At 69.4% G+C, this 23,559-nt stretch carries 21 protein-coding genes and 1 pseudogene; 6 read left to right on the top strand and 16 right to left on the bottom strand.

Features of this window, described 5'->3' with window-relative positions; translation table 11 throughout:
• Positions 1-39: 39 nt before the first annotated feature.
• Complete coding sequence (locus J2N69_RS00485; RefSeq protein WP_230898890.1) at positions 40-165, bottom strand: lasso RiPP family leader peptide-containing protein; 126 nt, start codon at positions 163-165, stop codon at positions 40-42.
• Between the two features lie 464 nt (positions 166-629).
• Between J2N69_RS00485 and J2N69_RS00480 the strand changes: the two genes are divergently transcribed.
• Positions 630-1,301, top strand: a complete 672-nt coding sequence (locus tag J2N69_RS00480; RefSeq protein ID WP_230898889.1) for a hypothetical protein — start codon at positions 630-632, stop codon at positions 1,299-1,301.
• 4 nt (positions 1,302-1,305) lie between these two features.
• On the opposite strand, the gene J2N69_RS00475 is transcribed toward J2N69_RS00480, so the two are convergent.
• Together J2N69_RS00475 and J2N69_RS00470 are read right to left on the bottom strand one after the other, a co-directional pair.
• Positions 1,306-1,956, bottom strand: coding sequence for a hypothetical protein (locus J2N69_RS00475; protein ID WP_230898888.1), 651 nt, complete (start codon positions 1,954-1,956; stop codon positions 1,306-1,308).
• A gap of 205 nt (positions 1,957-2,161) precedes the next feature.
• Positions 2,162-2,800, bottom strand: coding sequence for a LuxR C-terminal-related transcriptional regulator (locus J2N69_RS00470; RefSeq protein ID WP_230898887.1), 639 nt, complete (start codon positions 2,798-2,800; stop codon positions 2,162-2,164).
• A gap of 527 nt (positions 2,801-3,327) precedes the next feature.
• On the opposite strand from J2N69_RS00470, the gene J2N69_RS00465 reads away from it, so the two are divergent.
• Positions 3,328-3,834, top strand: coding sequence for a flavin reductase family protein (locus tag J2N69_RS00465; RefSeq protein ID WP_230898886.1), 507 nt, complete (start codon positions 3,328-3,330; stop codon positions 3,832-3,834).
• Between the two features lie 141 nt (positions 3,835-3,975).
• Here J2N69_RS00465 and J2N69_RS00460 read toward each other — a convergent pair whose 3' ends face one another.
• Positions 3,976-4,365 carry a hypothetical protein gene (locus tag J2N69_RS00460; RefSeq protein ID WP_230898885.1) on the bottom strand — a complete coding sequence of 130 codons (390 nt, stop codon included), beginning with the start codon at positions 4,363-4,365 and terminating at the stop codon, positions 3,976-3,978.
• A 290-nt stretch (positions 4,366-4,655) separates the two neighbouring features.
• On the opposite strand from J2N69_RS00460, the gene J2N69_RS00455 reads away from it, so the two are divergent.
• Positions 4,656-7,898, top strand: a complete 3,243-nt coding sequence (locus tag J2N69_RS00455) for an nSTAND1 domain-containing NTPase (RefSeq protein WP_230898884.1) — start codon at positions 4,656-4,658, stop codon at positions 7,896-7,898.
• 98 nt (positions 7,899-7,996) lie between these two features.
• On the opposite strand, the gene J2N69_RS00450 is transcribed toward J2N69_RS00455, so the two are convergent.
• The 5 genes from J2N69_RS00450 to J2N69_RS00435 all read right to left on the bottom strand — a co-directional run bounded on the left by J2N69_RS00450 (position 7,997) and on the right by J2N69_RS00435 (position 12,657).
• Positions 7,997-8,800: an SDR family oxidoreductase gene (locus J2N69_RS00450; protein ID WP_230898883.1), complete on the bottom strand. Its 804-nt coding sequence runs from the start codon at positions 8,798-8,800 to the stop codon at positions 7,997-7,999.
• A gap of 185 nt (positions 8,801-8,985) precedes the next feature.
• Positions 8,986-9,804: a class I SAM-dependent methyltransferase gene (locus J2N69_RS00445; protein WP_230898882.1), complete on the bottom strand. Its 819-nt coding sequence runs from the start codon at positions 9,802-9,804 to the stop codon at positions 8,986-8,988.
• A 193-nt stretch (positions 9,805-9,997) separates the two neighbouring features.
• Entirely contained in the window at positions 9,998-11,482 is a 1,485-nt protein-coding gene (locus J2N69_RS00440) for a glycosyltransferase family 39 protein (RefSeq protein ID WP_230898881.1), read from the bottom strand.
• Positions 11,483-11,677: 195 nt separating this feature from the next.
• Positions 11,678-12,073 (bottom strand): 2OG-Fe dioxygenase family protein, encoded by a 396-nt coding sequence (locus J2N69_RS36605; RefSeq protein WP_408056867.1) that lies wholly within the window; start codon positions 12,071-12,073, stop codon positions 11,678-11,680.
• Positions 12,074-12,213: 140 nt separating this feature from the next.
• Complete coding sequence (locus J2N69_RS00435; protein ID WP_230898880.1) at positions 12,214-12,657, bottom strand: hypothetical protein; 444 nt, start codon at positions 12,655-12,657, stop codon at positions 12,214-12,216.
• 330 nt (positions 12,658-12,987) lie between these two features.
• On the opposite strand from J2N69_RS00435, the gene J2N69_RS00430 reads away from it, so the two are divergent.
• On the top strand, positions 12,988-14,226 hold the full coding sequence (locus J2N69_RS00430) for an FUSC family protein (protein WP_230898879.1): 1,239 nt from the start codon (positions 12,988-12,990) through the stop codon (positions 14,224-14,226).
• A gap of 541 nt (positions 14,227-14,767) precedes the next feature.
• Here J2N69_RS00430 and J2N69_RS00425 read toward each other — a convergent pair.
• Entirely contained in the window at positions 14,768-15,448 is a 681-nt protein-coding gene (locus tag J2N69_RS00425; RefSeq protein WP_230898878.1) for a hypothetical protein, read from the bottom strand.
• 355 nt (positions 15,449-15,803) lie between these two features.
• Positions 15,804-16,550 (bottom strand): annotated as a pseudogene (locus tag J2N69_RS00420) (phosphotransferase).
• A 99-nt stretch (positions 16,551-16,649) separates the two neighbouring features.
• On the opposite strand from J2N69_RS00420, the gene J2N69_RS00415 reads away from it, so the two are divergent.
• The gene (locus J2N69_RS00415) at positions 16,650-16,868 is read left to right on the top strand and encodes a type I phosphoribosyltransferase (RefSeq protein ID WP_230898877.1); all 219 of its coding nucleotides are present in this window, start codon (positions 16,650-16,652) and stop codon (positions 16,866-16,868) included.
• Between the two features lie 944 nt (positions 16,869-17,812).
• Here J2N69_RS00415 and J2N69_RS00405 read toward each other — a convergent pair.
• From J2N69_RS00405 to J2N69_RS00385, 5 genes are all read right to left on the bottom strand, one after another.
• Positions 17,813-19,579, bottom strand: coding sequence for an immunity 49 family protein (locus tag J2N69_RS00405; RefSeq protein ID WP_230898876.1), 1,767 nt, complete (start codon positions 19,577-19,579; stop codon positions 17,813-17,815).
• An 857-nt stretch (positions 19,580-20,436) separates the two neighbouring features.
• On the bottom strand, positions 20,437-20,664 hold the full coding sequence (locus tag J2N69_RS00400) for a hypothetical protein (RefSeq protein WP_230898875.1): 228 nt from the start codon (positions 20,662-20,664) through the stop codon (positions 20,437-20,439).
• 18 nt (positions 20,665-20,682) lie between these two features.
• The gene (locus J2N69_RS00395; protein ID WP_230898874.1) at positions 20,683-20,859 is read right to left on the bottom strand and encodes an ATP-grasp domain-containing protein; all 177 of its coding nucleotides are present in this window, start codon (positions 20,857-20,859) and stop codon (positions 20,683-20,685) included.
• A 293-nt stretch (positions 20,860-21,152) separates the two neighbouring features.
• Complete coding sequence (locus J2N69_RS00390) at positions 21,153-21,476, bottom strand: hypothetical protein (protein ID WP_230898873.1); 324 nt, start codon at positions 21,474-21,476, stop codon at positions 21,153-21,155.
• Between the two features lie 69 nt (positions 21,477-21,545).
• Entirely contained in the window at positions 21,546-22,235 is a 690-nt protein-coding gene (locus tag J2N69_RS00385; protein WP_230898872.1) for a DJ-1/PfpI family protein, read from the bottom strand.
• Positions 22,236-22,446: 211 nt separating this feature from the next.
• Here J2N69_RS00385 and J2N69_RS00380 point away from each other — a divergent pair, with 211 nt between their 5' ends.
• Complete coding sequence (locus J2N69_RS00380; RefSeq protein WP_230898871.1) at positions 22,447-23,385, top strand: GlxA family transcriptional regulator; 939 nt, start codon at positions 22,447-22,449, stop codon at positions 23,383-23,385.
• Positions 23,386-23,559: the final 174 nt, after the last annotated feature.

The raw sequence follows: 23,559 nt of genomic DNA, 5'->3' as shown, positions 1-23,559 counted from the left end.
GGCCGTCAGCGACGGCGGGAGGGACCCTTCACCACGAGATCAGCAGCCCAGGAACCAGCACTGATTGAAGTCGTCCCAGCCCCAGGTGCCACGGCTCAGCGTGATCTCCGCGAAGTCCCCGACCTCTACCAGGGCCGGCGGTTCGTACATCGTGTCGTCGCTCATGGTTTCCCTGTCCCTTCCTCTCGGCAACGGTGTGAGAACGCCGTCAGGCACGCCACGTTCAGCGCCCCGGCAGGCCGAACGAATGTATGGGGCGGCCGGTCCCGGACGCCTGAGTCAGCGGTCCCGACCATGTCCCGGATCTGCCGTCGGCGTGGACACGGCACAGGCGGCGACCACAGCATGGCCACGGCGGCCGGTGGGCTGCCTCCCCCCGGACCGGAAGGACGGACCTTTCCATGGACGTTGCGCCGCCCAACAGGCGTGGGACCGACGGGTGTGGGCTCAATGGGTCCGACGGGTACGGGCCCCACGGGTGTACGCCCCACCGGTACGGGCGCCGATGGGCGCTGCGAAGTGCGCTCGGGCTCGCGGGCGCGGCCGGAACGGCGCTGGCGGCACCCGGCCCGCTCGCCCGGGCGGCGGTTCCCCGCCCGGGCGCCGACGGGCTGCCTGACGTCCCTGGGATGCTGGGGGACCGGGTGGCCAATGAGTTCTGGTACCAGTTCGACGAGGCCACGTACTTCCAGCAGACGCCGCAGCTCAAGGACGCCTACGCGGCGGTCGCCGCCCACGTCGGCGGAAATCCGCTGACGGGCGTACGCGACGCCTGGGTCCGCACGGGCACGGCCACCGCCGGATACCCCGAGACCTACGCCGCCTTCCTGCGGCCGGTCCGCGACCCGCTGCGGGTGATCTCCGACGCCCAGGTGAAGGTCTTCCGCTTCTTCTACGGCCACCGCTACGACCGCATCTTCGGGGCGATGTCCGACTTCGCGCAGGGCGTGCTCTTCGACCCGCGCCGGGCACCGGTCCAGTCGGAGGTGCACACCATGAACGGCGACCCGCCTCTCGCCTACCACACCTGGCACGCCTACCAGTTCGCGAGCGTCCTGCTCGACATCGACCGGCGGTTCTGGACGGCGCTGATCCCCGTCAACGGTTTCGCGTGGGCCCTCCAGCTGATCGCCAGACCGGACACACGGACCGTCAACCCGCCCCTCCCGCGCGAGACGGTGGCACAAGTGGCGGCCTCCTGGCTGCCGCGGGGTGTGCGGCGTATCGACGCCGACCTCCTGGCGTGGCACCGGCCCGGGGCGTCGCCGCGTGCGGGCGGCGCCCCGGGCCGGGCCGGCTGACGGGTCAGGGCCGCGGGACCGTCTCCGGCGGAGCGGGGAACGACTGGAAGGCCGCGTCCAGCTGCCGGGAACCGGTCGGCAGCCAGGTCCGTGCGAGACGCCGCAAGGTGTTCACGGGCAGCGGAGGGTTGACCTCGTCCATGGCCGGAAGGGCGGTGTTCTGCACCGCCCAGGCGAACGCCAGCATCGGGGCCGTCCTCCGCCAGCGGTCGACGTCGACGCCGAGGAGCATCATCGCGCGCATGAAGAGATACCAGGTGTGGTACGCCGTGGGTGCCTGGCCCGGGCGGGCGTCCATGGTGTGCACCCTGAGCCCCGGGCGCTCCCTCGGGTCGAACAAAGTTCCCTGCCCGAAGTCCGAGAACGCCCCCACCAAGCGCCGACTGTGCGGGTAGTACGTGTCGAAGACCTCCAGCTGCACCCGCGAGAGTATCCGCAGCGCCCGTGTCACCGGCGCCATGAAAGCGGCGTAGTTGCGGGGATATTCAGGTTCCTTGTACATGGCGGCCCAGTTCTCGCGCAGGGTCACCGGGAGGTTTCCGCCGAAGTGACCGTTGATCTGGGCGTACGCCTCCTTGACGTCGGCGGACTGTTCATAGAGCGTCGCCACATTGAACCGGTACCACAGTTCGTTCGCCCGACGGTCACCGGACATTCCGGGGACCTCGGGGAAGTGATGCCCTTCTGGGTGACGACCCGCCGCGAAAGCAGTGGTGCCACCGGTCGCATACCCGGACAGGGCGACTGCTCCCAGGCAGATCTGGAGAGCGCGTCGCCGACTGTGATCCTGCGCGGCCATACTTCCTCCTGTGGAATTTCCGGTGTCCGAAGGCGGAAATGACCGGTGGCCGGAAGGCGGACTACTGCCCCATGCCCGCACTCCGCGCCCGAGCCACCGCCATTGCCCTGTCGTGCACCTGGAGTTTCGCGAAAATATGCGTCACATGATTACGGACGGTCTTCTCCGAGAGGACGAGCCTCCGGGCGATCTCCCGGTTCCCGTGCCCGCGCGCCAGCAGGTCGAGTACCTCCCTTTCCCGTGCGGTCAGCTCCGGGAAGGCGGACTGCCCGCACACCTCGCGCACGGCGGAGAAGTACACCGGCATCCGTGCCGCGACGACCGGCCCGAACACCGCTCCACCTGCCGCGACCAGCCGGATCGCCCGCATCAACTCGTCCCACGGTGCCGTCTTCCCGATGACTCCGTGCGCGCCGGCGCTCATGGCGGTGATCACGGAATCATCGGTTCCCTCGCCGGAGAGGACCAGGAGACGCATCGGGCTGCTGACCGACAACTCACCCGCGGCCCGCAGGAATGCGCTCTCCGTCATGCCCGACGACTGGAGGTCCGCAAGGACCACGTCGGGCCGCAGCCGAGGGTCGTCTTCGAGCGCACGCAGCGCTTGTTCACCGGTCGGCGCCTCGCCCGTCAGATCCATGTCGGGAACGCTCTCCATCCCGACGCGAATTCCGGCCCGGAAGGCCGGATACTTGTCCACGAGAAAAACCCGCAGGCACGTGCAGTGATCCCGTCCGTCGCGGGCAGAGGGCGGGGAACATCGCGGATTTATGCCCGACCCGATTTCGTCACCCCTGCGGCAACGTCTGGCCGAATCAAGCGGGTGCGCCGATCCAGCACCGGTCGCACCACCGTACCTCCGTTCAACCTGCCGCAGATCTAATTCATTCATGAAGCAAATGCTAATGCAGTAACTCTGCCGCAACAGGGGTCAATACGAGTCAAGCTTCCCTCAGGGCCCTCCCGGATAGCCCCGTACACCGCCGCGAGGCGCGGATTCGGCGCGCAAGCGCCGGACATGACGTCGTCCGACTGCGTCCTGGGGAGGGGCGCCTTTGTCGGATCGGTACGCATCACCACGCCTGACCGGGGCAACCGTCTTTCACCAGCGTCCACGTGAGCCGAGTGACAAGGGTGTCAGGCGTCGCCGGCGTGCGGACGCTGAGATCGTAGGCGGTGAACGGCCCGTCAGCGGGCGGGCGGAAACGACCCTTGGGACAGGTGGACATGGACGACGAGGACATGGCGGCTTTCACCGCACTCGCGGACCCCTCCGTGTACGTGGTCACCGCGGCGGCCGCGGACGGACAGCGAGCCGGCTGCCTGGTCGGCTTCGCGAGCCAGTGCTCGCTGCAGCCCGTGCGGTTCGCCGTATGGCTCTCCAAGGCCAACCACACCTATCGCGTCGCCCTGGCGGCACGCAGTCTCACCGTCCACCTGCTGCCGCGCAACCGCCACGACCTCGCCACGCGTTTCGGCTCCCTCTGCAGCGCCGAAACCGACAAGTTCGACGGCCTCGCGTGGCGCGAAGGCCCAGAGGGGGCCCTCGTACTGACCGATGCCCTCGCGTGGTTCACCGGGCGCATCCACGACCGGTACGACGGAGGCGACCACGTCGCCTTCGTCCTCGACCCGATCGCCGCCCACACCAAGGCGGCCGCGGACGACCAGAGCGTCCAGGCCGCTCTCACGCTGCACGACGCGGGCGATATCACCGCCGGCCACCCGGCCTGACGCCAACCGGGGCCACAGCGGCGGGCCTTGACCGGCTTTGCCGCGGGTTTCGGCCGACTGCGCGGCCGGATCCTCGGCCGCGCGCAGCAGGCTGTCGCGCGGCCGCATGCCCGCCGCGCGACAGCCCTCACCCCGGGTGTGTCAGTAGGCGATCTTGCCGCTCGTGTTGCGGTCGAACTTCAGGTAGAACTTCTTGCCGTTCGCCACGTCGGTCACGGCCGTGTCCCACACGCCCTGCGAGAGCCAGCGCTGCGGGTAACACTTGTGCGGCACGCCCTCGCCCTGGTAGAAGCAGGCCTGCACGTTCGCGCCGATCGTCGCCTTCACGTTGACGTCGGCGCAGGCAGTGGTGGTGGTCGCCCAGTTGGGGTAGGCCGGCCAGACCTTGTTGGTCGTGCTGAAGTTCTTCGCCCCGTCGTAGCAGGCCATCGGGGAGACGTCCGCCGAGGCCGTACCGGCGCCGCCGGTGAGCAGACCTGCGGCCAGAGTGCCGACGGCCAGAGCCGTGGCGATCTTCCTGTGAGAGCGCATGGTTCTCCTCTTTCCTTCTCATCGACGCGGGGATCGCGGCCGCGGAGACGAACGGCGTCCCCCGTGTCTGACGGATTCCTCCCTGGGGCATCCGGGGAGGCAGGCACCAGGTTTCTCCGTAGGTTCGTTGTTGCGCAGCCCCCTCGCGCCGTGTGCAACAAAGAGCCGGCGCCCGCGATCACCGGCCGCAATAGGCTGGAACACGCTGCTCAGAGCTTTGCGGCCGGCCGCACGGGGTGGGAGGGTGGCCGCTCGCTCTCATGCGCGTATTGACCACGGGGGAGGTCGAGATGGGGCGTCGCGAAGGCGAGTTGGACCCGGCGGCCGGATCGGTGCAGCGTTTCGCGTTCGAGCTGCGCAAGCTGCGCCAGGAGGCCGGGGCGCTGACATACCGGAACATGGCCCGGCGCACGGGCTACTCGGTCGCCACGCTGTCGCGGGCAGCCGCCGGGGAGCGGTTGCCGTCCCTGCCGGTCGCGTTGGCCTACGTACGGGCGTGTGACGCGGATGCCGCCGAGTGGGAGCGGCGCTGGCACGCGGCGGCCGAGGAGAAGGCAGCGGAGCCCCCGCATGGTGAGGAAGCGCGGGCGCCGTACCGAGGGCTGGCACGGTTCGAACCCGGCGACCAGGAACTGTTCTTCGGCCGCGACCAGCTGGTCGCTCAACTCGTCGAACGGGTGCGCGCCCACCGGGTGGTCGCGGTCGTCGGGGCCTCGGGCAGCGGCAAGTCCTCCCTCCTCCGCGCGGGACTGATCCCCGCCCTGCAGCAGGAAGACTCCCCGGACCGCCGACCGGCGGCCATCAGAATCCTGACTCCGGGACCTCACCCTCTCGCCGCCCACGCCGGGTTGATGACGGCAGCCCAGGGCCCCGGGGACACGGTCGTCGTGGTCGATCAGATGGAGGAACTCTTCACCCTCTGCGCCGACCTCGGTGAGCGCACGGCCTTCCTCGACCTGCTGGTACAGGCGGCGCAACCCGCCCGTCGGCTGCGGGTGATCCTCGCGGTGCGGGCCGACTTCTTCGGCCGCTGCGCCGAACACCACGCGCTGGCCGCGGTGTTGCGGGACGCCACCGTACTCGTCGGACCCATGAGCCCGGCCGAACTCCGCCAGGCCGTCGTCAGACCGGCCACCGCCATGGGGCTGATCGTCGAGCGCGAACTGACCGCGAGGATCACCGACGACGTCGGCGACACACCGGGCGGCCTGCCGTTGATGTCCCACGCCCTGCTGGAGACCTGGCGCCGCCGCACGGGCCGCGCGCTCACCCTGGCCGCCTACCGGGCGGCGGGCGGCATCCAGGGCGCCCTCGCCCGCACCGCCGACGACCTCTGCACCCAGCTCTCCGACCGGCAGGCCGAGTGCGCCCGGAGGATTCTGCTGCGGCTGATCACCCCGGGCGAGGGCACACCGGACACCCGCCGCCCCGCCGCCCGGGCCGAACTCGACCTGGCCGACGAACCGGGCGAGGTCCCACTCGTCCTCGACCGGCTGGCCCGCGCCCGCCTGATCATCCTCGACGAGGACACCGTCGACCTCGCCCACGAGGCGCTGATCACCGGCTGGCCCCGGCTGCGCGACTGGATCGAGCGGGACCGCGAACGCCTGCGCGTCCACCGAAGGCTGACCGAGGCGGCCGAGGCCTGGGCCGATCTCGGCAAGGACCCGGGCGCGCTGTACCGAGGCAGCCGTCTGACCATGGCCGAGGAACAGCTCGACCTGTCCGAACTGACGCCGGTGGAGCGGGAGTTCCTCAGGGCCGGCATCGCTCAGCGCGCTCAGGAGCAGCACCTGGCAGGACGTACGGTCAGACGGTTGCGCCGACTGCGTGCGGCCCTGTCCGTGGCAGCCGTGCTCGCCGTACTCGCGGGGGCGGTGGCATGGCAGCGGAACCAGGACGGCGAGCAGCGGCTCGCCGAGGCCACGTCCCGCCGTCTCGCGTCGGCCGCCGAGAGCATGCGCTACTCCGATCCGCTGACCGCCATGCGCCTGAGCGTCGCCGCGTGGCGGATCAGCCCCACGCTGGAGGCGCGAGCCGCGCTCATGGGCGCCATGACCCAGCGCGAACAGGACGCCTTCGCCGAACCCGGCGCACGTGCCGCCGACCTCCGCCAGCTCAGCTCGGACGGCCGCACGATGGTCTCTGGCGGTTCGGGGCGGGTACGCGTGTGGGACCTGGACACCCGGCAACTGACCGGCACGGCACGCATCAAGAGGCAGCAGGGCGTGTTCGGCGTCTCCTCCGACAACCGGCGTCTCCTGCTGTTCTCGCACGCCGGGTGGGAGTTGCTGGACGTGACGTCCGGCGCGTCGACCCGTCTCCCGGCCTCCCTCTCCGACCTCGGGGTGACGTTCGGACCGACCACCGACACGCTCAGCCTCTGGTCCGAAAGCCGTCGGACCGGGCTGTGGGACCTGCGGCGGCACCGCAAGCTCTCCCGGAGCGAGACCGAAGAAGCCCTGCGCTCCGCCGACCACCCCGGCGACCGGCTCCGCGCCGTCTGCACGGGTCCGCGTGAACTGGAAGTCGTCAACGGCCGCAGCACCCGACGGCTGCGCACCACCGGGCGGTGGGCCTCCGTCGTCCGCCTCGCCTGCGGCCCACGGGACCGCGCGGACGCCGATGCCTCCAGCGCACCGTCCCTCCCCCCTCTCCCTCTCCACCCGAGCAGGGACACCCTGATGATCGTCCTCGATGACCGGATACGGACCTGGAACCTGGCCACGCGAACAGAGCTGCCGTCCGTTCCGAAGACCGGGTCGTTCCACATCACCCCCGGCGGGAAGTTCCTGATCACCGTGGACGACCGGCACATCCTCGTACGACGCGTCAGCGACCTCGCCGAACCGGTCTACCGATACCCCCTCAAGGGCCGGAGCGTCAACGAGGTACGTCTGGACCCGAACCGCAGGATGATCCGCTACATGGAGCGACAGACCGCCTCGGCCTCGGTGGCGCGCACCCTCCACCTCGGAGACGCCCTGGACCCCGGCTGGCGGAGCCTCGCCCACAAGAAGACCACACCCCCACGCCATGGCGCGGGCAACTTGTCCGACGGCCGGCTGACCTCCGTCGCGGTCGGCCCGGACACCGTCGACCGGGTGGCGACCGGGGATGAGACGGGCTGGGTCACGCTCTGGGACCGGGCGGTCGAACGACGTCTCAGCATGTTCGCCGGAACCCCCGACGACGCGGGGCAGGACGGACCCCGGCCGATCTCCGCGCTGGCCTATTCACCCGACGGCCGCATCCTGGCCGTCGCGGCCGGCAGCACGGTACAACTCTGGGACACCGCATCGACCCAACCCCTGGGCGGTGGCCTGCTCACCACAGGGGACACGGCGACGTCCCTCACCTTCAGTGACGACGGACGAACCCTGACGGCGCGCGGCACGCACACCCGGCCCCACACGTATCCCGTCGAGCCCGGTCTCGTCGCCAAGGCCGTGTGCGAGCGCTCCGGCGGGGGTGTCCCGGCCGCCGACTGGAAGACGTACGTTCCGGAAGTCCCGTACAGGAAGACGTGCTGAAGGGCACTGAAGGGCGTGTGGGCCTGGCCACCGACCACCCACACGCGCTCGATACGCAGGCACACAGGCACACACGTACGGCCCTTGTTCCGGCCCTGCTACGCGAGGCCACCGTTGCTCATCAAGAGCTGACCGTTGATCCACTGGCCCTCTGTGGAGCACAGGAAGTCCACGAGGTGCGCGGTGTCCTGTGGAGTGCCCAGTCGGCCGAGCGGGGTGCTGCGGATGCAGTGTTCCCGGACGTCCTCGGGCATCCAGCCGGTGTCGACCGGCCCGGGGTTGATCGCGTTGGCGGTCACGCCGAGGTGGGCGAGTTCGTGGGCGGCGGCCAGGGTGATGCGATCCATGGCCCCCTTGCTGGCCCCGTAGGGCAGGTTGCCGAGGGTGTGATCACTGGTGAGGCCGACGATTCGGCCGGTGCCCCGTTCTGCTGCGAAGCGGCGTCCGAACTCGCGGATGAGCAGCCAGGTGGCGCGCGCGTTGACGGCGAAGTGCCGGTCGAAACTCTCGACGGTCGTGTCGAGCAGGCCGGAGTCGACGGACTCGCAGTGACTCATCACCAGCGCGGTGACACCGCCCATCCGCTGCTCGACCTCGTCGAAGACACGTGCCGGGGTCTCCGGGTCGGCGAGATCCGCCTCGATCGCGGTGGTGGAGGCGCCGTGTCCGGCGAGAGTGCGGCTGATCACTTCGGCCGCACCCGGCTCGCTGCCCCAGCTCATACGGTCGTCATAGGGGGTCCAGTAGCTGAAGGCGATGTTCCAGCCCGCTGCGGCCAGCCGGCAAGCGATGCCCGCGCCGATACCGACGGTGCGGCCCACCCCGGTGATCAGGGCGAGCGGGCGGTCGGCAGAAGGACTCTGCCCGTGGGCGGATTCGTCATGAACGGTGTGCGTCGTCACGGCCGAGAATGGTTCAGGAACGACACTGCGGCGTCAATCGCATTGTTGCCGTATCGGCAATGGGAAGTGGCGACCGCGCGGGAACGGGAGTTGAGCGGGCACCTGGCTGTGCTGCTGAGTCCGGCGCACAGGCAACCTGCGGTGCACCGGCCTGACCACAGTGGACGCCCCACCCCCCTTATCCCTCACACTCCCGGGAATCTGATGCGTACGGTCGCGGGTACGCACCCACTGACGAGGGGAATTCGGTGGCCGTGGCGGTGAAATACCCGGAAGGGGCCACGACTCTTCTGCGCGGGTACATGCGTCACGGAAGTGCCGGCAGGCAGACGTGACCGCAGCCGCGCCAGGCCGGCCGGTGACAGGCTGCTGCGCAGGGGGGGAATGCGGAACTGCCCGCAGCGCACTCCGCCGACCCGGGACAGGGCGAGGAACCACCACGGCGAGGTGTCGAAAAGGAAAGTGCTACCGGGGTACCTGTGCGCGCACGCGCGGAGCAACTCCGTGACCTCACGAGATTTCAGGTACATGAATAGCCCTTGGGCGGTGATCAACAGCGGCCGGTCGCACCGGGCTTGGTCCATCCAGCGTGTGTCGAGCACGGAACAGGCCACGTGGGTGATCCGCTCCGAGGGTGGCATCACGGTCTGCCGCAAGCGGATGACGTCAGGCAGGTCGACGCTGATCCAGCGCAGCCTTTCGTCGTCCACCCGCCAGAACTGCGTCTCCAGCCCCTCTCCCAAGGCGATGACCTGGGGATCTGAATGGAGGGACGCGAATTGTCGGATTTCGGCGTCGAAGAGCGCGGCGCGCTGCGTGAAGTAGTGGGTCATGGTCGCGGTACGACCGCCCATGGCGGGCCCCAGGGTTTCCTGTCTGCCCTCGATGCTGCGCAGGACGCGCTCGGCCACGGGGTCGTGCAGGTACACGCTGCGGTGATGCAGGACCCAGAGAGCGGTAAGGCCGACTTCGCTCAGCCCCTGAGTCGGCGGCTTTCGCTCCATGGGGAATTCCTCGGGTGGGTCGGCGCGGCGTCATCGGCAGCACGGATGCTGTCAGGAGTGACTGCCTGCCATGCGCGGTGATGAACAGACTTATGGCCCGCCGAGGTCGGTCGCGAAGGCATGGCACGCCCGCTGACCAGCACCACTGCCACCAGCGGGAATTCCGGCGGGGAGGCATTCGGGTGCACAGAGATCACCCGTATGGGAAAGGCGGCACGCGGACCGAACGAACGCTCCGTGAAGTGATGTGCGCGCCCTCGTCCTCATGAGTCCTCATGGGGAGGTTGTTGTCGCGGCGCTCGAAAACCGTCACCGTTCGCCCGCGTTCGCTGGTTTGGGCGCAGCGGACGAAGTGTGCATCGAGTGCGCGCCGTTTGGCCCGGTCGCGAGACGTGGCGGCCGATGCGGCGCCCGCGTCACTGATGACCACGACGCGGCCTGCCGTGAGCAGGGCGCGCGTTATCTGGTCAGGGGTGCCCTCCTGTCCGTTCAAGGTTCCGGATTCCACAGGGCGGTGCCGAAGGGCCACGTCTTTAACGCCGGTGAAGGCGCCCGGCGAGATAAGGGCCGTGTCGCGGCGGGCCGCAGGGATGAACAGCACGGCGTCGCCCGCTCGCCGGACCGCGGCGACGTTCTCGGCCGTGGATACGACGTCGTCGATCCGGCCGCTCGCACCGCGCAGCGACAACTGAGAGGGGAGCAGTCCGAGAAAGGCGAGGGTAACGAGCACGGCGGTCGTTCGGTAGGGCGGCAGGTGGGTGCGCAGGCGCAACGCCAGTGTCTGGCAGGCCGCGCCGATGAGCAGAGCGAGGCCGAGGTGGGCGAACAGGACGTAGCGGTCCAGGTAGATGGGGCGGGAAAGAGAGGCGCCGAGCAGCAGGAGTGGAGGGAGCGCGAGCAGCGGCAGGGCGAGCGCGGTGAGCGGGAGCCGTGTGCCCTTGGGCGGGCGGAGTCCTCGCCGTGCGGCCCAGGCGCAGAGCGCGCCCATGAGCAGCGTCAGCGACAGCCCGAGCAGTGTGCTGCGGCTGATGGGGGGTATCCAGGCGACCTGCTGTGACTGCTGCCCGCTCACGAGTATGAGGGGCAGCGCGCCGGTGACGGCGGCGGAGGCCGCGCCGGCCCACCGCAGGACGGTCGCGCGGGGCGGCCGGGCGAGAGCGATCGTCACCGCGTGGGCGCACAGTGCGAGGAGCGAGAACCAGTTGAGCAGCGCGGCCACGAGCACCGCCGCGCCGTAGGCCGCCCAGCGGCCCGTGCCCGGACTGTCGACCGCCGCGACGAGCAGCCAGCAGGCCGCGGCCACGCAGACCGTGACCAGAGCGTACGACCGTCCCTCCTGCGCGTACCGCTGGACCGCCGGGAGCAGGGCGAAGGCGAGGCCCGCGGCCTGCCCCGCGCACCGGCCGGCCAGCCGGGCGCCCAGCGAGGCGACGAGAGCCGCGGCGCAGGCCGTGGCGAGGACGGAGGGCAGCCGCAGTGCGACGAGGCTGTCTCCGCAAACAGTGAACACGCCGTGCATGAACAGGTAGTAGAGGCCATGGACGACATCGACCTGGTGCAGCAGATGCCAGATCTCGGGGACGGTCCTGTGGGCCACCTGCCACGTCGCAGCCTCGTCGCGCCACATGCTGTTCTCGCGCGTGATCCCCCACAGGCCGAGCAGCAGGGTGGGGGCCACCGGGGCGACCGGACCTGGAAGTGTTCTGAGCATGCCAAATCTGGTCATGTGCCTGCGGGGTCTCCGTGTCGGCGTGAAGGGAGCGACCGGAAGGCGGGATGCCCGCCGAAGGCCGGGGCTGCCGCTGAACGCGAGGCCGCCACCGGGCGCCCCCGATCACGTAGAACACGCTAGGCGGCGCGCCCTTGTGGGTCGTCACCAGCGATGACGACCCGCAAGCGTCCGCCGCGAGGAGGACATCGAGCCGGGCTTCCACCGCACGAAGTAGTCCCCCGGCCGGCAGAAGCCGTCACCATGCCTGTATGCGCGTGGCGGCCCCTGCGGCGCCGTGTTGTCGCGATGCTGGACGGCGTGAACGTATCCCCACCGCCTTGCGACCCGTCCGTTGCCGTACCGACGATCGGGGTCGACATCCATGTGAAGGGGGTTGCTGTTCTCGGGCTGCGCGAACGTCTCGTGGTCCGAGGGCGTGCCCCCCCCGGCCCGGGACAGCAGGAACCGTCCGTAACACCGGAGACGGCGCGTACCTTTCTCTGCCGCGTACGGATCTGTCGCCAGGCCTTCCCAGTGTGCGGCGAACCGTTCCCACACGGCAGGATCGGCGCTCACACATTGCGAGACCGCGGTCGGAGGAGTCAGGTGTCAGCCGCGGCCGGTGACGTCTCCACGCACTGCCTGAACCAATGCGTCATGCTCCTACGCGCCGCCGTGCGCGGCATCCGCAGCGCCGCTCACCGTGGCGGGAGAGGCGTACGGGCCACCGCGTGGTCCTGCCGCGCAGGTGGGCGGACGAGCGCATCCTGGGCTGACCCGCGACCGAAAGCTGTTGATGCCTGTAGGACGTGCAGCCATCGCCGGCAGACTTCACGGGTGACCGGTACGAACAGCTCCGGAGTCGAAATTTCGACGAGGAACTGGGTCAGCAGGTCCTGGTGCTCTTCCTCGACATCCATCTGATCCTCGAAGTGCGCGGCCTGCGCCCAATCGACGAGCTGGCTCGGATTGGCAAGTCCAGCGAGGACCTTCTCCACGGCGGCCACGGCGTGGTCACGACGGAAGGTGACCATTGGAGTGGCGCCGCGATGGCGGGCGCTCCGGGTGTTTCGGGTGAGTTCGCTGAGGTCGCCATTCCAGTGCACGAGGTCTTCGAGAGGCCGGCTTCCGTGGATGTCCATGTCGGCCATCTTCCTTGCCGGCGTGAGGACCAGATCGTGGTGTTCCCGCCTCGGGCCGGAGCCGACGTGACATGTGAGGGCTCGGCGTCGGTTTCGGCCCGGGGCCTGCGCCGGATGCGTGTGGAGGAGATGCATCAAGGGGCACCGCGGCGCCCTGGCCCACGGGCGGTTTTCTCGTGCCTCCGTGGTGAGGAGGCCGGGGGCGGCCGGCTATCAGGTGTCGGCCGTCGCCTGGCCGTGACCACACGTGACGGGTGGTGCGAAACGGCGTTCGAGGGGTTCCTGGGGCTGAAGTGTGGTGAGGGGCTCATGATCGGGCACCTGAATGGGATGCCGGATGTATCAGCCCCCGTAATCAAACTGGTGCGGCGGACCACCGAGCCCGTCGCGGTGCAGACGCTGCGTTCCACGGCCGCCGCCGTCATCTCTTTCAGCGTCGCCTTGATGGTCCTGCCCGCGCAACCCGCTCCTCTGACGGCCCCGCTGACCGCACTCCTCGTCGTGCAGGTCACTCTGTACGCGACCCTCACCACCGGTATCCGGCGCGTGAACTCCGTCGTCGTCGGTGTCCTCATCGCCATCGGCTTCACCGCCCTGGTCGGGCTGACCTGGTGGAGCCTGGGGCTGACCATCTTCACCTCGCTGATCATCGGTCGTTTCGTACGGGTGAACGAGTTCGTTCCTGAGGTGGCGATCAGCGCGATGCTGGTCCTGGGCGTCTCCCAGGCCACATCGGCGGCCTGGCACCGGGTCCTGGAGACGCTGATCGGCGCCGGGGTGGGCCTGCTGTTCAATCTGCTGTTCGCGCCCCCGGTGTGGACGCAGCCGGCGGGGGCATCCATCGACGGGCTGGCCCGCGGGATGGGCAGCATGTTCCGCTCCATGGGCGCGGACATCGCCAAGGGCCACCTCCCGTTCCCGCACGCTGCGGCCCGGCTGCACGAGGCGCGGCGGCTGGACCACGACATCGTGGAGGTCGACGCCTCACTGCGGCAGGCGGAGGACAGCCTGCGGATGAACCCGCGCGTACGGGAGGGGCTGCTGTCCCGGGTGGTGCTACGGACGGGATTGGACACCCTGGAGATCTGCGCGGTGGTGCTGCGGGTGCTGACCCGCAGCCTGACCGACCTGGCGAAGTTCCGTACGAACGAGTCTCTGTTCCCGCCGGACGTGTCGGAGGGCCTGCAGGAGTTGTTCGAGCAGTTGGCCGACGCCATCGAGAGCTTCGCCCGGCTGATCACCACCCAGGTCGCCGCCAACGCGGAGCAGGCCGAGGAGCGGCTGACCGCCGCCCTGTCCGCGAGTCGGGCCACCCGTGACCGGGTCGCCGAGATGCTGCTGGAGGACGTACAGGAACACCCCAGGCAGTGGCAGCTGCACGGCGCGCTGCTCGCGGAGGTCGACCGCATCCTCGACGAACTGGACCTCGACAAGCGCACCGAGCGTCTCATGCAGGAGCTGGACCGCAGTTCGGCGGAGCGCAGCGAGCGCTACCCGCGGCTCGCGGCGTTGCGCCGTCGGCTGCGCGGAGAGAGCGGAACGGAGCGGCGGCCCGCTGTGGAAACCTGAGACCTCCGCAGCGTGCATGGACACATGTGTGGGGCGGTGGGGTGCCCCCCCGTCGAACCAGGGAGGGTGGCGGCGTGCTGATCGGAGAACCCGGGGCCTGCGGGTAAGCGGGTCAGCGCGACGCAGCGACCTCACCGAAGGTGTTCTCCGCGGAGTCGCCGGACGCCGCGCCCAGCCCTGCCGTCTCGTAACCCGAGGACTGCGCGCCGACGACCCGGCATGCAATGTCAAGGCATCTGTACCTCCGGGCAAGGCGAGGAACCCGTGCTTCACGCCCGGGTATCCAAGCTGCTGGAAGAACCGCAGTAGCGGCAGAGCCCGGGTGGGGGTGTACGCGTACTCCGCCATCGAGGCGTAGTCGAACATCGTCTCCGTAACGTCGACCACGGCATGGAACCACAGGCCGAGATCCTCGAGTTCCTCCGTGCGGCTCTGGTGGAGTGAGGTTCATGTAGCAACGCACCTCACTCTTGGAAGCCTTGGGTCAGACGACCTCCACCCCTCCCTCAGGCACGGGTCCCGCTGCGCGTGCTGCCCCGGCTCAGATGACGTCGGCAAGCGTCAGGGCCAGAGCAAGAAGGCCGATGGCCACCGGGGCCACCACGAAGACGGACAGCAGGGGCAGGAAGCCGATGAGCCCCTCGCGGATCTTGCGGCCCCTCCGGAAGCGGCCGTGTGGGCGGTCCATTTCGGCCTGCAGGTCGAGGCGTTCGGCGGCTCGGTCCGATATGACCACTCCCGCACCTGGGGGCCGCTTCAGGAGCGCGTTGCGTACCAATGTGTCGACGGTGTCGTCTCCGCCGCGCAGGTTGTTCAGGATGAGCCGCACGCCGTGGGCGTCCGTCAGGATCAGCCGGTCATCCGTGCGCGTCTGGCCCGGCACTTCGAGGCGGCCGACCTTGGTGAGCCGGGCGAGGTCGACGGTGTGCCGGCCGGTGAGGGTACGGGCGGAGAGGAGGTCGCCGTCGTGCGGGCCGGCGTGCCAGCCCATATGGGCATAGGCCGCCACCAGGCCGCTGACGAACAGCGACACCATGTTCAGGAAGAGAAATGCGTCACTGATCACCTCGGCCCGGACCAGGACCACGGGTACCGCGAACATCACGACAGGTGCCAGCGCGACGGTGACATCGGCGGCCACCCGGGCGGTGCGCCCCTGGCCTGCGGATATGGCGGGATGGTCGGCGGAATCCACGGTGTGCCTGCGGGAGTTCGTCGTCACGGCCATGAAACTATCGCGCCCGGCTGCGCCACTCGGTGGCGGCCCGTGTCGTGGCGGCCCACGTCAGGGCCGTCAGGGCGTCCTCGCACTCGCCGCATACGTGGTAGCAAGTCGCCGCCCCTGGGCGACGGGCGAGGTGAGGGAATTGGAGGCGTGGCGGCTCCAGAGGGCGCTCGCTGCCGCCCGCCGCGCTGTGGGACGGGCTTTAGGTCTTCCGCGGTGCGGAGCCGTACGCTCCCCACCGCACTTCCTCCAGAGTAAGGGCGGGTGACGCACGGCAGGAGATACGGCGGTCGATGGGGTGCTGCTCGATGCGTCAGATCGCACTCGCAGCAGGTGGGAGGTCCGCGTCGTCTCACATGCGGGATCGCAGCACGTCGACCTCGCACCCCGGCGCGAACGGGTCGAAATCGTGCTCGATCAGCCAGCGAACCGCCAACAGGCATCGCAGCGACCACCACGCGTGGATCACACCGAGGTCGATGTCGGTGCCGTACCCGGCGAGGACGTCCTCGAGGTGCTCCTCATGTCCGAGCGTGAAGGTGGCGAGATCGTACAGGGCGTCACCTCGGCCCGCCTCGGATCAGTCGATGATGCCGGTGACCTCGTCGCCGGCGACGAAGACGTGTGCGATCTGCAGGTCGCCGTGCGTGAACGCCGCAGTCCACGGCCGGAGTGCGGCCTCGGCGACCTGGCGGTTACGGGTGACCAGGTCCACGGGCAGGACACCGTTCGTCACGAGCAGCTCGCACTCGGCGTCGAGTTCCGCCGCCAGCGCGGCGATGCTCCGGCCTGCTCGGCCCGGCCGGGGCGGCAGGGGCGCTTCGTGGAGCTTCCGGATGGCGGCACCTGCCGCGGCCCACGCCGCCGGCGACCCGGTCGACGGCCCACCGAGGCGCCCGAGCGTCGTCCCCGGAAGTGCGGCGAGCGCGAGCACGGGCGGCTTGCGCCACAGGATCTCCGGGGTCGGGACCGGCGCCAGGGACATCGCCTCGACCTCGACGTCGATGCGCGACTGATCGGCGTCCACCTTCAGAAACACATCACCGACGCGCAGGGTCGCGCGCTCGGAATGGGCGACGACGACTTTGACCTCATCCACGGGCGACCAGTATCCCGGGGATGACCGTTGACGTCGCCGGGTTTTTGACGCTCGATAACGATTTGCTGTCATGCTCGGCCGACCGCAAGACTGCCGCTCATGTCTACGACGGCACGTGATCTGGCGCTTCAGCACTTCCGTTGGATCGGCGGTCACGCGAATGTGTGGGCGATCTTCCAGGACGCCGAGGCTCTGGCCGTGGTGGTAACGGCCCTCGCTGCATCGTTCCGGGACGAGCAGGTCACGGCCGTTGCGGGTATCGAGTCGCGGGGATTTCTGCTGGGTGGTGCCGCTGCCGTTGCGGAAATCTACCCCTGATTACAGAAACCTTCGGCACACCTTGCGGCTCCAACGTTCGTCATTGGCGCCGGGAGACCGTGTCGTTCTGGTTGACGACTGGATCGAGACCGGAAGCCAGGCTACGGCCGTTCGAAGCATGGTCGAGGAGTGCGGTGCCACCTGGTTGGGCTGCAGCGTTGTCGTCGATGAACTCACGGAGGCGTCGCGGGACGCGATGGGCTCCGTTCGGGGGCTGTTGACCGTGCGGGACCTCCCACCGTACGAGTGCTGATCCCGCTCACCAGCCGTCGAGGGTGACCTTGCGGGTCGGGGGCCGGCCGGGGGAGGCCCAGCATCCCCCCTCCGCTGGTGGGATGGCCGTCGACTGTCGGTTCAGGGTGTGACCTAGTTGTCGGGCCACAGCCTGGCGGTCCCTGAAACGCGTACGCCGGGACGGCGGCGTTGAATACAAGGAGGCCGACGCTGGCGGAGGGACCGGCAGCTCCCGGATCGGCAGGGTTATCAAAACCTTCACCGCCACAGTTGTGCTGCAACTCGTCGGCGAAGGATGACGATCCCGGGAAGACACCGTCGAGTAGTGGATTAGTGGCTGCCGAGAGTGGTCCGGGGCAACGGCGGCAGCCACATCACCGTGCGGCAGCTGCTGCAGCACACGAGCGGCATCCCCGATGTCGGCCCGGATATACCCGCGTTGCGAAGCGCCAACGGCTATCGGGCCGAGCGGTCCGCACGTACACCCCCAAGGGTTGTTGGGTCTGGCGATGCGGCACCCTGCCAAGTTCTCCGCGGGCGATGGCTGCAGGAGGCCACGGCCACACTCATGGGTCAGGAAATGTGCCGGCACCGTTCTCTGCCTGGTGACGCTGCGCCCAGGTTCGCGCCCACGTCAGCCGTTACCGTCGAAAAACGGCGAATCAGAAACGACGAATCAGACATGAAGATCACGACGTGTGGCTGGAGTGTCAAAGGGGCTGAGCGAGCCGCAGGAGCCTCTGCGGAAGATAGGGGGACTCGACGCGGATGGCCCATCCGCGTCGACGCGCGTGGCAGGTCAGGGCGAGGATGTCGAGGTTGATGGAGACATCCGGGCGGTCGGCGCGGTCGGCGACCTCGTAGTAGTCGCGGTGGGCTTCGAGCGCGTCGGCCAAGGCCAGGTTGAAGCTCTCCTCGTCGCCCTCCACGAGCTGCGACAGAAGCACGGCCGGCGGCATGGCGAAGCCCCAGTCTTCCGCGTTCTCCGCCTGCTCCAGTGCCCGCCGAGCGGCCGCTTCGGGCTCGGTGCCCTTGAGATAGGCGTGGAGGGCCTCACGGTACGCGGCGAAGGCGGAGCCGTCCGGCCGGACGAAGGCGGGTCCGGTCAGGACCAGCGGAGCCAGGTCCTCACGTACCCCTGTGATCAGGGCGAGGGCGGTGGCTCTGTGCCAGTTGTGGGCGCCGGCTTCTTCGCCCCGTTCGGCCGGATAACGCAACGTACGGCCGTCGATCGTCACCTCTACCTCGGTGCCCGGCTCCGCCAGGGCGATGCGGAAGAGCGCCGCCCCCGTCTGGGAAGCCAGCCGCAAGGTCGCGAGCTGGGCGTCCGTGACACCGCCGCCGGGGTCACCCGCGCGCCACTTGAACAGGCATTCCTGATCGCTCAGGGCCCAGGCGAGCTGCGAGACGTCAAGGGGCTTTCCTTCGGCGGACGTGAACGCCTCGCGGAGTTCCTCCTCATACATGGCCTCGGTCTCCGGGTCCACGGTCCGCTCACAGTCCGGCCGTTCCACCACCAGGGCGCCGACGGCGAGCGCGGCGACCGCGTCCGGGCGCCGGCCACGGCCGAAGCCCGCGACTCGCGGCCCTCGGGTCGCGAAGCCGGTGAGCAAGGCGTGCGGGAGGTAGTCGGTGTCAACGGCAGGCGCCCAGCTCAGGGTCCGGTGAGCCAGCGCCGCAAGGGCGAGGGGAACCAGCGGGAGAAGGGTCCTTGGTGACCTTGGTGACCCGGATGATCTCGGTGAGGTCGACGGGCCGTGCAGGGAGGCGTGCTTGACCAGGAGTTCGTAGAGCGCGCCATTGAAGGCATCCCGGTCCACCGCGGCCAAGGCGCGCAACGCACGCAGCGCCACGCTGTCCGGCCGGTCCATCAGCGGCTCGTCGGTTTCCTCTGCACGGATACGGACCCGAGCCAGGGCCGCATCGACGGCGTCCAGCGTGGCCTGGGCACTCGGTGGGTATTCCTCGTCGTCGCCGGTGTCGCCCAGGACCACGGCCGTCAGCCCGGTGGCAAGCTCACCAGCAGGCGTTCCCCTCATCTGTTCGGCGAACTTCTGCCGGGCGAAGTGGAAGGCTTCACCGTGCCACTTGGCTTTGTCCCCGAGCGCGGCCAAGCAGAGCGCGTCGATCCACTCCCAGGGCGTGACGCTCTCCGCTGGGGCGTCCACGCCCGGGTCGTAGCTCATGCCGAAGTTCACGTATCGCAAGGTGACCTGGAAGGTGCAGTGCGGGTGATACGCGGCGTAGGCGACGGCGCCGACCGCGGCCTCGGCGGCGTCTTTGAGCGCGGCCCTGGCTTCCGGAGTATCGAGGTCGGGTGTCTCGACGGAGAGGGCGCCGAGGTAGTCGAGGAACTCCTCGGCAATCATCTGCCATTCGTAAGTGGCCATTCGGTCGGCCCGCGACATGGACCGCACCAGACCACCGATCCGGTTCGTGAAGTCCTCGCGCGCAGCCGATACGACGGCTGGGTCCACTCGATGACGCTCTATTCGCACTGCGCTGCTCCTTGATCAAGTGTCGGGAACAGCGTAGGCGCCGGGTGTGACAGTGACGGAGGAATCTCGGAGCAGGAGGGGTGCCAAGCCTCCGTTTGACTCCCGTACGGAAGCGAGCCGCTGCGTGAAAAGAACCGATGAGTGCCTCCCTCTCCATCTGCGTCTTCTGCGGCTTCTCACCCGGGGCGGGACCTCGGTACCTGGGGGCGGCCGGACAACTCGGCGCACCCTCGGCCGACGCGGCCACCGAATGGTTTACGGCGCCGGAAAGGGCGGCCTGCTGGGAGCGGTGGCCTCTGGTGGGCGCGGGGGAAGGCGGGTCGATCATCGGACTGATACCGGACTTCGTCCAGGTACGGGAGCAGGCGGCGGACGAACTGCCGGACAGTGGCTGTCTTCACCGGTGACCTGCTGGAACGCAAACTGCGCATGGTCGAGGCGGCCGACGGGTTCGCCGCGCTCCCCGGCGGTTAGGCAACGCTCGACGAGGTCCTCGAAGTGATCTCCATGAAGGTCCTGGGCGTCCTGAGCGTGCCCCCTCGTCCTGGTGCACCTGGATCACGCGTGGAACCCCCGTTCGTCGCGCTGATCGAAAGCCTGCACCAGCGTGGTTTGCTGTGCGACCTCGGCGTGTACACCGTGGCGGACGGACTCGAGCAGGTACTGGATGACGTCGTGCGGCATGCGGCGGCCGACCGGCCCGAGCGTGCTGATGGGCCTGGGACACCTCTGCTCCCGCCTGCGATCCGGCGACCAACCGCGTGGTTGTTGCGGGCCGCGACCCCGAGGCGCTCCGGCTCCGCGCCGACTTCGCGCGCCGTCTCGGCCGTCGAGGGTCAGCTTCGGTTCGACGTCGGTGATGCCCGTGCGGATGCCGAGGGCGTGCGGGCGTGGTCACGCGCGGCGTCCAGTTCGGGCGCGGGCACGGTGGATGGCTGCCCGTACTCGCCGCTCTCACGGTAGGGCTCGGCCAGCGCGAACTTGCCGGTGACGGAGACGGGGCGGACGTCGTCGCCGGCCGTGAGGCAGTCGACGGCGAGGTAGTGGCCCCAGGGTGCCTCCACAAGGCGGTCGGCAAGGAGTTACTCGACGATGGTGGTCGCTGGCGCCGAGGGGCTGCCGGCTCGGTCGTCTGCCAGGAGCGCGGCGACGGGCGCGGTGCACTGCGACTCGGTGGCGGCCGAGAGGGTGTGGCTGCTGGCGGCGCCGGTGGTGGGTTTGATGATCGCGGGCAGTCCGACAGGGTCGAGGGGCGTCACCGACGTACGCCACCCGGGCCATCTCGCGAACCCGCCCCGACTCCACGCCCCCGTCCCGCAGGCGCTCGCGCCGAAGGTCCTTGTTGGTGATGGCGCCGATGTCCTGGACGGAGGGGTACGGGATGTCCAGGAGCTGGGTCAGCCGGGCAGTCGGAGCGATGTGCCCCTTGCTGAACGGCGAGCCGACCGAGACGGTGGGACCCGGGCAAGGTTCGAGAGGTGCCCCAGTCGCGCGCCGCGCCGCGCCACACCGGCGGCCGGGAGGCGCAAGGAGGAAGAGAGATTCGCCCTGGTCAGTGCGCCGTCCCCGCTTGGCGGAGGCTGCGGCGTTCCCCGGTAACCTTCGAAGCGGGCAGACGTCCGGCCTTGGAGACGCCCGTCAGAGTGTCGCCGTCAATCGTGACGGCGAAGGCCAGGTTCAGCCGCATGGGCTTGGTGGTGGCCTGCCTCCACGTGAGCCGGTCGACGTCGAGGACGACGTCGCTGAGCGGTACCTCCTCTCCCGCCGCGTGGGCAGTCCCGACGAGGACACCATCCTTACGTCGGAACTCGGTCACGGCCTTGATCCTGCCGATGGGGGTGGAGATGGACAGATCCCAGGTGCCTTCGACGGACATGTTGCTGCTCTTCCTAACGGGTTTGGTGACAGAGGGCAGTTCAGGAGGGGGGCGTCAGGTCGGATCAGATCAGAACCGGGCGGGCACCGGCCCCCTGTTGCGCCAGACCGTGCCGCGGCGCTCATGGGCGAACAGCCCTTCCACGGCATGAGCGATCCGAGGGCCCACCTCGCGCTCCAGCAGGTACAGGCCGAGGTCGAGCCCGGAGGTGACGCCGGCGCCGGTGACGAGGTCGCCGTCATCGACGACGCGGGCGTTCACCGCGTGGACGCCGGTGGCGTCGAGCATGTCCAGGCCCATGTGGTGGGTGGTGGCATGACGACCCTCCAGCAGGCCGGCCATCGCCAGGACGAGTGAGCCACCGCAGACGGCGCCGACCGTCACTTCGGGATTCTCCATTGCGGCCTTCAGCATCACGGGCAGCTCGGTGGTCAGGGTGCGGCCCAGCAGTACGGGGATGGATTCGTCCCGCTGCCACTCCCCGTCCCCCGCGTCATGGTCAGGGACGTCGCCGGGCTCTCCGATGCGGCCCGATGCGCCGGGGACCAGGACCAGTCCCGCAACCCCGGGGTCGAGAGCGCCGGTGGCGCGCAGGGCCAGCCCGCCGGTGCCGCTGACCACCTCGCGCGGCCCTTCGGCGGAGACCAGTTCCACGCTCACCGCACCTGCGGACGCGGTGCCGCCGGCGTACAGCACCTCGTAGGGAGCGATGACATCGAGCGGATCGAATCCGTCGAACAAGACGATCTGGACGTGCATTGAGGGGGCCCTTCGGGGTCCGGGAGGTCCGGCCGGTCGCCGGATACGTTTCGAACGTAGTGGGCTCCTGCCCCGTCACCCAGTGGCGTAAGTGACATCCTTCAACGGAAAAGTGCCAATGCGGAGGTGGCGTCGCTGACCTGCGGCGAAGTGGGGTTCTGGGCGAACCCAGGGCCGGATCTGGCGCCCTGCGGGGCGGTATGGTCCGGCCATGCACACCATCGCCATTCTCGCGCTGGACCAGGTGATCCCGTTCGACCTTTCCACGCCGATCGAGGTCTTCACCCGCACCCGGCTTCCGGACGGGCGCCCCGGCTACCAGATCCGCGTGTGTGCCGAACGACCGGAGATCGACGCCGGTGCCTTCACCCTGCGCGCGCCCTGGGGTTTGGACGGGCTCAGCGGCGCGGACACGATCATCGTGCCCGGCACCGCGACACCATCGGCCCCGCTCATCTCAAGCGTCTGCGAGGCGCTGCGAGCAGCCGCCGAGAGCGGCACGCGCATCGCCTCCATCTGCTCGGGCACCTTCCCCTTGGCCGCCACCGGACTCCTGGACGGCCTGCGGGCCACTACCCACTGGGCCGCAGCGGAGCTTCTGGCCACCACACACCCGGACGTCGACGTCGACCCGGACGTCCTGTACGTCGACAATGGGCAGATCCTCACCTCGGCCGGCGCCGCCGCCGGCCTGGACATGTGCCTGCACATGATCCGCCACGACTACGGCTCAGCCGTCGCCGCCGACGCCGCCCGCCTGTCCGTCATGCCGCTCGAACGCGAAGGCGGGCAAGCACAGTTCATCGTCCACGACCACCCGCCCACTCCACAGGGCTCCACCCTCGAGCCCCTGCTCACCTGGCTGCAGGACAACCTTGGCCGCGACCTCACCCTCGCCGACCTTGCCGCCCGGGCCGGATTCAGCACCCGGACCCTGATACGCCGCTTCAGCGAACAGACCGGCACCACCCCGCTCCAGTGGCTCCACCGGGCCCGCATCCGCCAGGCCCAACACCTCCTGGAGACCACCCACCACTCCGTCGAACGCATCGCCGCCCAGGTCGGCTTCGGCTCACCCACAGCTTTCCGCGACCGCTTCAAACGCACCACCGGTGTGAGCCCCCACACCTATCGCCGCACCTTCAGCTGACCCCTTGCGGGGCTGACGGCCGACATCCGCGAACGGTTCCACGTCGGTCTCGGCGACAGGTAGGAAGGGCTGCCCGCATGCCCGTTGAGGCACACCATGGCGAGATCCCGTCACAACGTGTCGCTTACGCCTATGAACGCCCCGCCTGTTGGCTCGTAGCGTCGGACCGGGAAC

The organism is Streptomyces huasconensis, from assembly GCF_021028635.1.
GTDB lineage: Bacteria > Actinomycetota > Actinomycetes > Streptomycetales > Streptomycetaceae > Streptomyces > Streptomyces huasconensis.
The sequence above is the reverse complement of the archived record's forward strand: the minus strand, read 5'-3'. Positions and strand labels throughout refer to the sequence as shown.